The sequence below is a fragment of the uncultured Enterovirga sp. genome (assembly GCF_964242715.1).
In the GTDB taxonomy this organism is placed as follows: Bacteria; Pseudomonadota; Alphaproteobacteria; order Rhizobiales; family Beijerinckiaceae; genus Enterovirga.
Window position 1 is genome coordinate 25,119 of sequence record NZ_CAXTAZ010000051.1, and the last position, 10,035, is coordinate 35,153.

General features: G+C 66.0%; 8 protein-coding genes and 4 pseudogenes (1 of these 12 cut by a window edge). 8 read left to right on the plus strand and 4 right to left on the minus strand.

Translation table 11 applies throughout. From position 1 onward, the window contains the following. Positions 1 to 3: 3 nt before the first annotated feature. Complete coding sequence (locus ACFE87_RS20140) at positions 4 to 570, plus strand: hypothetical protein (RefSeq protein WP_375461447.1); 567 nt, start codon at positions 4 to 6, stop codon at positions 568 to 570. Position 571: 1 nt separating this feature from the next. Beyond that, the gene (locus ACFE87_RS20145) at positions 572 to 2,647 is read left to right on the plus strand and encodes a 3'-5' exonuclease (RefSeq protein ID WP_375461448.1); all 2,076 of its coding nucleotides are present in this window, start codon (positions 572 to 574) and stop codon (positions 2,645 to 2,647) included. A gap of 328 nt (positions 2,648 to 2,975) precedes the next feature. Here the strand turns inward: ACFE87_RS20145 and ACFE87_RS20150 are convergent, their stop codons facing one another. Then, a complete protein-coding gene (locus tag ACFE87_RS20150; protein WP_375461449.1) occupies positions 2,976 to 3,683 on the minus strand; it encodes an ATP-binding protein in 708 nt (235 codons plus the stop codon). Positions 3,684 to 3,766: 83 nt separating this feature from the next. Between ACFE87_RS20150 and ACFE87_RS20155 the strand changes: the two are divergent. Both ACFE87_RS20155 and ACFE87_RS20160 read left to right on the plus strand, forming a co-directional pair. Continuing rightward, positions 3,767 to 4,333: pseudogene (locus ACFE87_RS20155) on the plus strand (efflux RND transporter permease subunit); the annotation flags it as partial. A gap of 91 nt (positions 4,334 to 4,424) precedes the next feature. After that, positions 4,425 to 4,661 (plus strand): hypothetical protein, encoded by a 237-nt coding sequence (locus ACFE87_RS20160; RefSeq protein ID WP_375461450.1) that lies wholly within the window; start codon positions 4,425 to 4,427, stop codon positions 4,659 to 4,661. A 204-nt stretch (positions 4,662 to 4,865) separates the two neighbouring features. Here the strand turns inward: ACFE87_RS20160 and ACFE87_RS20165 are convergent, their stop codons facing one another. After that, entirely contained in the window at positions 4,866 to 5,927 is a 1,062-nt protein-coding gene (locus tag ACFE87_RS20165; RefSeq protein WP_375461451.1) for a P63C domain-containing protein, read from the minus strand. A gap of 108 nt (positions 5,928 to 6,035) precedes the next feature. Between ACFE87_RS20165 and ACFE87_RS20170 the strand changes: the two are divergent. Next, positions 6,036 to 6,389: pseudogene (locus ACFE87_RS20170) on the plus strand (IS1 family transposase); the annotation flags it as partial. Positions 6,390 to 7,085: 696 nt separating this feature from the next. Here the strand turns inward: ACFE87_RS20170 and ACFE87_RS20175 are convergent. Continuing rightward, positions 7,086 to 7,414, minus strand: a pseudogene (locus ACFE87_RS20175) (DDE-type integrase/transposase/recombinase); the annotation flags it as partial. 71 nt (positions 7,415 to 7,485) lie between these two features. Here ACFE87_RS20175 and ACFE87_RS20180 point away from each other — a divergent pair. From ACFE87_RS20180 to ACFE87_RS20190, 3 genes are all read left to right on the plus strand, one after another. Further along, positions 7,486 to 7,908 (plus strand): transposase, encoded by a 423-nt coding sequence (locus ACFE87_RS20180; protein ID WP_375461452.1) that lies wholly within the window; start codon positions 7,486 to 7,488, stop codon positions 7,906 to 7,908. Beyond that, positions 7,905 to 8,261, plus strand: coding sequence for an IS66 family insertion sequence element accessory protein TnpB (gene tnpB, locus ACFE87_RS20185; RefSeq protein WP_375461453.1), 357 nt, complete (start codon positions 7,905 to 7,907; stop codon positions 8,259 to 8,261). The genes ACFE87_RS20180 and tnpB overlap by 4 nt, the downstream gene beginning before the upstream one ends. 100 nt (positions 8,262 to 8,361) lie before the next feature. Continuing rightward, entirely contained in the window at positions 8,362 to 9,843 is a 1,482-nt protein-coding gene (locus ACFE87_RS20190; RefSeq protein ID WP_375461455.1) for an IS66 family transposase, read from the plus strand. 14 nt (positions 9,844 to 9,857) lie between these two features. Here the strand turns inward: ACFE87_RS20190 and ACFE87_RS20195 are convergent. Next, positions 9,858 to 10,035 (minus strand): annotated as a pseudogene (locus tag ACFE87_RS20195) (IS481 family transposase); its annotated part runs 31 nt beyond the window's last position; the annotation flags it as partial.

Here is a 10,035-nt window from a genome sequence, read left to right on the forward strand (position 1 = left end):
CTCATGTATGCCTTGTACGATAAGACCGTCGACGGTGAGAAACTCAGCTTTCGCTTCATGGAGAAAGTTTCACTGTTCGGCTGCAACAGGGGACATATCCCCCGCTTCCTGCGCGCTCGCATATCAGCGACCCAGAGCGAGCCTTTCCAGTGGGACATTCGACTTGAGGAGGCTCTCGAGAAGGAAGGGAAGAAGGGTCTTACCTTCGTCATCGATTTGAAGCCGAACAATATAGCTCCGAATCTGTCCTATTATGAAGTCGTTCGCGTTTGGGGTGTTTCAGCTTTTGGCTGGTCGCCCATCATGTTTCAGCTACGAATGCTGTTTGGCGATGACAATCCAGCGCGCGTTGCCGATGGTCGTTTTACGCTAACGAAGGCCGACATAGACGAGCCGATTTTCTCTCTGATGTATCTGAACGGCTCCGTGAGCGACGGACGGCTCGTCGGGAAGTGGACAACGCCGGGCCGTAGTTCAACTAATTCGGTGCTGCTCTGGCCTGAAACGTTCGACTATTTCTCTGGAGAAATGGCTAAAGTGCGCGACGATCTCGAACGTCATAGAGACTAATATGGACTTCCTGATCGCCGATACCTTCACCGACGCGCTCGCGCGCCTACCCGCGCAAGAGCAGAAGGCCGTTAAGATGTCGGCCTTCGACCTCCAGCTCGATCCCTCGTCGCCCGGCCTCTCGTTTCACCGCATCGACCGCTCGAAGGACCCGAACTTCTGGTCGGTTCGGGTCAACCTCGACATCCGCATCGTCGTCCACAAGACCGAGGCGAGCCTGCTCCTTGCTTACGTGGACCACCACGATCGCGCCTACGCGTGGGCCGAGCGGCGACGGATCGAGACACATCCGCGGACGGGCGCCGTGCAGATCGTCGAAGTGCGGGAGCGGGTGGAGGAGATCTCTCACGCCCTGCCTGCGGTCGAGGAACCAGCCTCGCCTCCGACGTCGACGCCTCTGATCTTCGCCGGCCTGACGACGGACGACCTGTTATCGGTCGGCATCCCAGAGGACTGGATCGCGGACGCCCGGACCGCAACTGAGGATAGCTTCTTCGCGCTCGCGCCGCATCTTCCGGCGGAAGCCGCCGAAGCTCTGCTCGAGTTTGCGGCGACCGGCATCCTGAAGAAGCCGACCGCAACCCAGCCCGCCGATCCCTTCATCCATCCCGATGCGCAGCGCCGCTTCCGCTTCGTGGAGAACCAGGCCGAGCTGGCGGCAGCGCTCGACGCACCGTGGGATAAGTGGGCGGTCTTCCTGCACCCGTCCCAACGGACGATGGTGGAGCGAAGCTTCTCCGGGCCGGCGCGTGTGGCGGGGTCGGCGGGCACCGGCAAGACCGTGGTCGCCCTCCATCGTGCGGCCCGTCTCGCGGCGGGCGAGACCGACTCCCGCCTGCTTCTCACGACCTTCTCGCGGCCGTTGGCGGCCTCGCTGGAACGCAAGCTGCGCGTGCTCGCCGGGCCCGAGAGCGGTGTTGTGCCTCGGATCACGGTTGCGCCCTTGCGGGAGGTCGCAAGCGAGCTGTTCCAGCTCGCGTTGGGACGCAAGCCGCACGTCGTCGCGGACGACGCGCTCCGTGCTCTCCTCGTCAGGGCAGCCGGCACGACGGCCTCACCGGCCTTCGTGCTATCCGAATGGCAGCACGTCGTTGACGCTTGGCAGATCGACAGCCTCGAGGCCTATGCGGGCGTGCCGCGGCTCGGGCGTCGCAACCGTTTGGGCGCGCGCCAGCGCGAACGGCTCTGGCCCGTTTTCGAGAAGGTGCGAGCGTCCCTGAGCGAGCGCGGTCTCACGACATGGCCTGCGATCCTGGCCAAGGTCGCCGGCCATCACACGGCCCAAACCGAGAAGCCCTTCTCGCACATCATCGTCGACGAAGCTCAGGATCTCGGGGTCCCGGAGCTTCGCTTTCTCGCCGCGGTCGCCCCGAGCGGAGGGGACGCGCTCTTCTTCGCAGGCGATAGCGGGCAACGCATCTTCCAGCAGCCCTTCTCCTGGCGTTCGCTGGGGATCGACGTACGCGGGCGCTCGCTCACCCTCTCGGTCAACTACCGGACCTCCCACCAGATCAGGACAGCCGCCGACCGTCTTCTGCCGACGACCGTCCGAGACGTCGATGGGGTGGAGGAGGAGCGACGCGGCACCGTATCGGTGTTCGAGGGACCAATACCGGCGATCGAGCTGGCCGACGGCGAGGAGCAGGAGGTTGCGCGGGTGGCGACCTTCATTCGCGAGGCGATCGCGGCCGGGATCGTGATGAGTGAGATCGGTGTCTTCGTGCGCTCGCCTGCGGAAATGCCTCGCGCCCGCCGCCTGATCGCGGCGGGGGACTTGCGCGCCTACGAGCTGTCAGAGCAGGGCGAAGATGCCGCCGGTCGGCTGGCGCTCGGGACGATGCATCAGGCCAAAGGCCTGGAGTTCAAGGCGGTCGTCGTCATGGCATGTGACGACGAGGTGCTGCCGCTCGCATCCCGCATCCAGGGCGTAGCGGACGAGGTCGAGCTGGAGGACGTCTACGAGACCGAGCGCCACCTGCTCTACGTGGCATGCACCCGAGCGCGCGATCGGCTGCTGGTCACCGGCGTCCAGCCGGGCTCGGAGTTCCTGAAGGACCTCGCGACCTCGAGGTCGTGAGGCGCGGCGGAAAGGTCCAGACAAGCGTGCTTCTCGCCCGTGTGCGGCGTTCTTAGTTTTGGCCCACTTCAACATTCTGCACTCAACCTCGGCTCATCCATCCAACGGCCGTCGGGTCTGACCACGAGCCGACAAGGCGACGCCCTATTTCCCCGCTGACGAGAAGCCGACCAGATCGAGCACAGATGAGCCCGGTCGGCGGCGAGGCTTAGCCGGACACCTCCAAGAACCTCGGTTCCTGAGCGGTGGGCTCCGGTGCTCCGAGCTGGAGGGCGATTGCCTTCTCGGGGATGGCGTTTTGGGCTGAGGGGCGTGTCCCTGCACCTGCTCAGGCCGGGATGGCTTGCTGCCGGGTGAGCCAGGCGGCGCGGCGCATGTTGTAGACGAGGTTGGCGAGGCCGATCTTCACGGTGGCTCGGGCCAGGCCGTTCCCGCCGGTGACGCGGTTTCGCGAGCCGTCGATGAGGTAGAACGGGCTGAAGATCGCGGTCCGCTCGGCTTCCGGGATGCCGGGACCGTCGTCGTCGACGGTCACCCGGCAGACGCCGCGATGCGCCCGGACGGTCACCTCCGTCCGGCTGGCATAGGTGGTGGCGTTCCCCAGGAGGTTCGCGAGCACCCGCCTCAATGCCAGGGGGTCGCATTCCACGATCACCGATGCGGTCGTGGAAGCGGCAAGCTCGACGGAGGCTCCCCGGGCCTCGTGCTCGGCAACCTCGATCGCCGCGAGGTCGACGACGTCGACGCGCTGACGCCGTTCGGAGACGATGAAACCGATCACGGCGACCCAGAATCCCGGCGGGATCCCGAACGCGCGTCGAAGCAGCACGTCCATCCGCCCGGATGTCTCCATCACCGCAAAGCCGCCGCCGCCTCGCAGGGACACCACGACGCGCAGCACCCGGTCGTCGAGCGCGCCGCTGAGGGGGCCCGCCTGTCCGTCCTCGGCCGCTACATAGGCGGTGAGTTCCCAATCTGGTTGTCGCCGATCCAGGAAGCCGCGCAGCGCCCATTCCAGGGCTTCGGATCGCTCCATGCGACCGGGCGGCGGCGGCGGCGTCGCCTCCAAGCGAATCCGGAGCGTCTCGCGGTTGACCGCCCTGAGCACGAGCGACCGGTCGCGTGCCGGGCGTCGGCAACGTCACCGTCTACGGTGCCAGCCAGTACGCGATGCGCATCTGGCTCGATCCGGGGCTGCTCCAGGCTCGCAACCTGACCGCCGCGGACGTCATCGGGGCTGTCCAGCAGCAGAGCCAGGAGGTGCCGGCCGGACAGATCGGCGCGCCGCCGGCCCGCCCCGGTCAGACCTTCCAGTACGCGCTCGCCGTCCATGGCCGCTTCGACGACCCGGAGGAGTTCGGCAGCATCGTCGTCAAGACCGGGGCGGGTGCGGGCGGGCAGATAACCCGCCTGCGCGACGTGGCCCGGGTGGAGCTCGGGGCCAAGAGCTACGGCCAGGACTTCCGGCTCAACGGCCGGCCCGCCATTGGCATCGGCATCTTCCAGGATCCCTCAGCCAACGCGATCGACGTTCAAGCGGCGGTGCGGGCCCGGATGGACGAGCTGTCGCGCAGGTTCCCGGCGGGAGTCGCCTACAGCGTTCCGTTCGATACGACCAAGTTCGTCAGCGCCTCCATCAAGGAGGTCTACCACACGCTCTTCGAAGCCGCCGCCCTGGTGCTAGTCGGGTAGTGCGTCAGTTTGAAATCCGGCCGGTCTGACGGTCGCGCTCCGCCCTCGCTCCTGTATGCTTAGCGGAAAGCAGGGAGCCGCATGGATGCCGGAGATTAGCAAGCCGGGTAAGAGCGTGTATGTAAAAATGGGAGTCTGGTGGGACGCCAACCAGGGCCATATCCATCTTACCGCGCCGGGTGTCCACGGCTTCCACACAACGCTGAACAACACGCCGGGCAGCAAGCGCTGCCACGACAACCTGTTCCGGAAACTAGCCAATCTTCTAGAGGATGAAGGCGCTCCCCATCCTTCAGTCAAGGGCAGTGAAGATGCAGGCTAAGCGCCCCAAGCGCCCGGCCGACGTGGTCGGCAACGCCGTCCGCGTGATGCAGGTGCTCACCGGCGAGCGCGACGGAGTTCGAGGCCGAGCCGGTCGGGCCTCTGAAGAACGCCGCCGCCGTCGAGATGGGCAAGCTCGGCGGCCGGAAGCGCGCGGAGTCCATGACACCGGAGCGCCGGGTGGAGATCGCTAGGAAGGCGGCTGCTAAGCGCTGGGGTCGTTGAACTCCAATGGTAGTTCGAGCGTGCTCCCTCGCCGGGGCAACACTTGATCGACCATGTGAAGGAAGCGTTTCCAGCCGTAGCCGTTCGCTATCGCGAGACGCTGAAACATCAAGATCGAGTGCATATGGGTTGCAAGCATTGGGTCGCCAATGTCGTCGGAAAGCCACTGGTGAAGCTTGTTTGGCCGGTATCCCTTGTCATTCTTTGGCGTCTTCTGAATCAATTCTTCCGTGATGCCCGGCCCAAGACGGTCGTAAATCAGGTTTGTAGTGTAGTTCGCGACCACACTATAACGATTCTTACTCATTCCGGGCCACACCCAACCCTTTAGCCGATAGATGTTGATGTAGAACTCGTCCGGGAATTTCTTTGCCCAAGCAGCCAGCTCCCGCCGGATGACCAATTCGAGGTAAGATTGCAGTGCGTTCTGTGGCCGGACGGCCTGGTACCCGGTCGCCTCGTCAACGAGAGCGACGATGCCTGTCTCGGCGAGAGCCCTTGTCAGAATCTCGGCCTTCATGGCCTTGTCGAGTTGCTGATCCTGAAGGGCCCCGGCCTCACGGGCCTTTAGCCAAACGTTGCACACGGCGGCTAGCACGCTGGCGTCGTACCCCCTGACAAGACGCTCACCGTCAAGGTAGTCGATCGGCTTGAGGGGCCCCTCGCGTAAGTCGGTGGTGATGAATGCTAAAAGCTGATTAGGGGCCACGAAAATGGGCAAAGGGGCCCCGCCCTCCGCAGAGGCCTTCTTCTTACGCTTGGACGCCCCACTCCGATCCCCGAGGACCGCGTTCGTGATCCCGGTCTCGCTCAAGACGCGCTGCACCCCGGCGGGGCCCATGACCACGGCACACGGAATTTCCGCGCCCGCGATGTTCAGTTTGCTCTTGAAGCTTTCCAGTACGCGGGGAGTATCGTCGGCGAGGGCGCCGGCCCAGCGCTGCGCCGCCGCTTTCCTCGCGATCTCGGACCGCTTCTCGGGGCTGAGCTTCGCAGCCCTGGCGTGACCACCCTTCGCCTTTCCGCTCGCGTCCGCATCCATTGCAGGCATCCTCTTTCTCATGCTTGCATTCTAGCGAGATAAGACGATGATGCAAGCATCCTAAGAGATTGCTTGCATATGCATGACGCTAAGCATATTGTTCAGTTCATGAACAAGCTCCCCCTCGCCAAGCGCGTCCAAGTCCTCTCGATGCTCTGTGAGGGATCGTCCATGCGGTCGATCTCCCGCGTGGCGGACGTGAGCTTCAATACGGTCGCGAAGCTCCTGGTGGACGCCGGGAAGGCGTGCGCGACCTACCACGACGACCACGTTCGGAACGTTGCGACGAAGCGGGTCCAGTGCGACGAGATTTGGTCGTTCACCTACGCCAAGCAGAAGAACGTCGCGTCGGCCAAGGCAGCTCCGGCGATCGCGGGCGACACCTGGACGTGGACGGCCCTTGATGCCGACAGCAAGCTCGTCGTGTCATGGCTCGTTGGCGGGCGGGATGCCGAATACGCGTGACGTCGCGAGCGATACTCGCCATCACGCCCTCGTCTACGGCCCCAGGGCGCTGACAGCAAAAGGTGCATCCCGCTTCCAGCCGCTCGGACCGAGCTTCGACTGGCAGACGGCCACGGCGGACGAGCTGATTCAGACTTTGTCTGCAGATTTCCTGCCATGCTGCACGGCTTGGCTGACGTAGTAGCGATAGCGGCGGCTGCCCTTGCGGGCATGGGTCGGGCTCTCCTCGTAAGCCACCAGCGCGCCAACAGTGTCGCCGGCCCGGAGCTTGCCGTCTCCAACCCTGTCGAGGCTGACCGAGAGGTCGCGTCGCTAGCTAGCGCGGCAATGGGCTATGCGATCGAGTCGGCGAGCATTATTCGGCGGATCGGTATCGAGAACGGCGGCAAGCCAGCCGCGGCTGTCTGGTTCTCTGGTGCAAGGCTGCCACTCGCCGTGTCGCGCTGTGACAACGCGGGATGTCACGCCGTGACAGGCCCGGATCACGGTCCCGAGCTGCCGGCCGGGTGGACACCCGAGCATGTCGGCGCGCGCATGATCGAAGGGTTCGAGAGCCTGCTGGCCCTGTCCGGGCGCGTGGGCCCGAAGCAGTATGGCGGATCCTGGCCGGCGGTTCTCCATGAGTTCGCCGACCTGGTGGACGAGGATGCGATGAAGCACGCCCGCGAGGCATTCGTGCGCGATCGCCGGCGCCCACGGATGGCGCGGCTTGGTCAGACGATGCTCGATGTCGAGATCGGCGCAGGCCGCCTCGAAGGCTTGGCAGCGGAAGGGCACCCTCTCGGCGCGCATGGCCTTGATCTCCGTCGGCGTCCAGGCGTTGCCGGACGGCTCGGTGAAGTGGGTGCCGTTGTCGGTGAGCACAGTGTGGATCTTGTAGGGGACGGCGGCGGCAAGAGCTTTGAGGAAGTTGCCGGCAATCCGGCGGGTGGCCTTCTCGTGCAGCTCGGCGAGGCGAACTTGGAGGTCCGGTCGATCGCCACGAGAAGGTAGAGCCTCCCCTCCTCGGTCGTAAGCGGTGCCTGGAACCCACCTTTTCGACGATGTCGTGAAGGCCGAGTCTGACGATCTCTGAGGAGATCGTTTTGTGTCTATGGTCGAGCATATAGTCGAGCCGCCGCGGGTCGTCCGGCGGCTGGAGGTGATCACGGGAGCCGGTGGTCGGCGCCGCTGGTCGGTAACGGAGAAGAGGCGGATCACCGCGGAGGCCATGGCGCCCGGGGCGGTGGTGTCGGAGATCGCTCGCCGGCACGGGATGAGCCCGCAACATCTGTTCACCTGGCGGCGAGAGGCCCTGCGGGCTGCAGGGCTTCCGACGACGTCGATGTTCGTGCCAGCAGTGGTGGACGCACTGCCCGTTCTGCCTGCTCCTGAGCCGCGGCCACGGCGGTCACGACGGCGATCATCGTCGAGCGGGATCGAGCTGGAGATCGACGGCGTGGCGGTCCGGGTCGGGCCCGATGCAAGCCCGAAGGCGATCGCGGCCGTGATCCGGGCCCTGAAGGCGGGGTCGTGATCGGGCCGACAGGCGCGGTCCGCGTCATGGTTGCGACTCGGCCTGTGGACTTCCGTAAGGGCGCCGAGGGCCTGGCGGCGCTTGTGCGCGAGACGATGGGTGCCGACCCGTTCTCGGGGGCTATCTACGTGTTCCGGGCGAAGCGAGCGGACCGGGTGAAGCTCGTCTTCTGGGACGGCACCGGTGTGTGCCTGTTCGCGAAGCGCCTCGAGGACGGCGAGTTCCGTTGGCCCAAGGTGCAGGACGGTGTGCTGCGGCTGAGCGCGGCGCAGCTCTCGGCGCTCCTCGAGGGCTTGGATTGGCGGCGCGTGCACGAGGCGAAGCAGGTCGCCGTGCCGATTGCGCCGAGCTGACCGCAAGAAGCGGTCGCCAGCATGCCGCTGCTCTGATTCAATCCGAATCGTGAGCGCAGCGACGCAGCCTCTTCCGGACGATCCCCGCCTGCTGAAGGCCATGCTGGCCGCGGAGCGTGCCGAGAGCGAGCGTCTGCGCCAGATCATCCGGGAGCTGCAGCGTCACCGGTTCGGCCGGCGCGCCGAGACCCTGCCGGAGGACCAGCTCCTGCTCGGGCTCGAGGAGGCCGAACAGGTCGAGGCGGATGGCCTTGCCGCTGCCGAAGATGCGGCACCGGCCGAGCGGGTCGCGCGGGTCGTAAAACGCCGGACCAACCGTGGCGCCTTGCCGGCCCACCTGCCGCGGATCGAGCGCGTGGTCGACATCGCGAGCCGGACCTGCCCGTGCTGCTCGGGCACGCTGCACAGGATCGGCGAGGACGTCTCCGAGCGCCTCGACGTCGTGCCGGCCCAGGTCAGGGTCATGGTGATCCGGCGGCCGCGATATGCGTGTCGGTCCTGCGAGGACGTCGTGGTGCAAGCGCCCGCGCCGGCCCGGCTGATCGAGGGCGGCCTGCCCACCGACGCGACCGTCGCCCAGGTGCTCGTCTCCAAGTATGCCGATCACCTTCCGCTCTACCGGCAGGCCCAGATCCTCGCCCGTCAGGGCGTGGCGCTGGATCGCTCTACCTTGGCCGACTGGGTCGGGCGGGCCGCCTTCCTGCTCCGGCCGGTGCATGAGCGGCTCCTCGCGATCCTGAAGACCTCGCCCAAGCTCTTCGCCGACGAGACCACCGCCCCCGTGCTCGATCCCGGGCGGGGCCGGACCAAGACGGGGCAACTCTGGGCCTACGCCCGCGACGACCGGCCCTGGGGCGGCACCGATCCGCCCGGGGTCGCCTACGTCTATGCTCCCGACCGCAAGGCCGAGCGGCCCATTGCGCATCTGGCCGGCTTCCGGGGCGTGCTGCAGGTCGACGGTTACGGCGGTTACAAGGTGCTGGCCGATCGGGGAGAGGTCCGGCTCGCCTTCTGCTGGGCGCACGTCCGACGCCGCTTCTACGAGCTGGCCCAGGCCGGCCCGGCGCCGATCGCCGCGGAGGCGCTCGCCCGCATCGCTACCCTCTACAAGATCGAGAGCGAGATCCGAGGCCGTTCGCCCGAGGAGCGCCGGGCGGTTCGCCATGCCCGCTCCCGCCCGTTCGTAGATGCGTTCGAGCCCTGGCTGCGCGAGAAGCTCGCCCTCGTCAGCCAGAAGAGCAAGCTCGCTGAGGCCATCCGCTACGCGCTCTCACGCTGGGCTGGGCTCGGCCTGTTCCTCGACGACGGCCGTGTCGAGATCGACTCCAACGTGGTCGAGCGCTCCATCCGGCCGCTCGCGCTCACCCGCAAGAACGCGCTCTTCGCCGGCTCCGACAGAGGCGCCGAGCACTGGGCCGTGGTCGCCTCTCTGATCGAGACCTGCAAGCTTATCGGTGTGGAGCCGCAGGCATACATCACCGACGTGATCACCCGCATCGTCGCCGGCCACCCGAACAGCCGCCTCGATGAACTCCTACCCTGGGCCTACCCGACCACGCCCGCCCTCAAGGCCGTGGCCTGAGAACACCGCTTACCCTCGGTCCTGACCTCGGCAATGTCGATATGGAAAAAGCCGAGCGGATAGCGCTTAAACTTCGAGCGCAGCGGTTTGTCACCGTCGGTCTCGGGCAGCCGGGAGATGCCATGGCGCTGGAGGCAGCGATGTAACGATGAGCGCGTCAGATGCGGGATCGTCGGCTGCAAGGCGTAGAGG

Bases quoted from the DNA above. Each gene is read 5' to 3' on its own strand.
- ACFE87_RS20160 (WP_375461450.1), top strand. From the start codon at position 4,425: ATGCCGGAGATTAGCAAGCCGGGTAAGAGCGTGTATGTAAAAATGGGA.
- ACFE87_RS20145 (WP_375461448.1), top strand. From the start codon at position 572: ATGGACTTCCTGATCGCCGATACCTTCACCGACGCGCTCGCGCGCCTA.
- ACFE87_RS20190 (WP_375461455.1), top strand. From the start codon at position 8,362: ATGCTGGCCGCGGAGCGTGCCGAGAGCGAGCGTCTGCGCCAGATCATC.
- ACFE87_RS20150 (WP_375461449.1), bottom strand. From the start codon at position 3,683: ATGGAGCGATCCGAAGCCCTGGAATGGGCGCTGCGCGGCTTCCTGGAT.
- ACFE87_RS20180 (WP_375461452.1), top strand. From the start codon at position 7,486: ATGGTCGAGCATATAGTCGAGCCGCCGCGGGTCGTCCGGCGGCTGGAG.
- ACFE87_RS20140 (WP_375461447.1), top strand. From the start codon at position 4: ATGTATGCCTTGTACGATAAGACCGTCGACGGTGAGAAACTCAGCTTT.
- ACFE87_RS20165 (WP_375461451.1), bottom strand. From the start codon at position 5,927: ATGGATGCGGACGCGAGCGGAAAGGCGAAGGGTGGTCACGCCAGGGCT.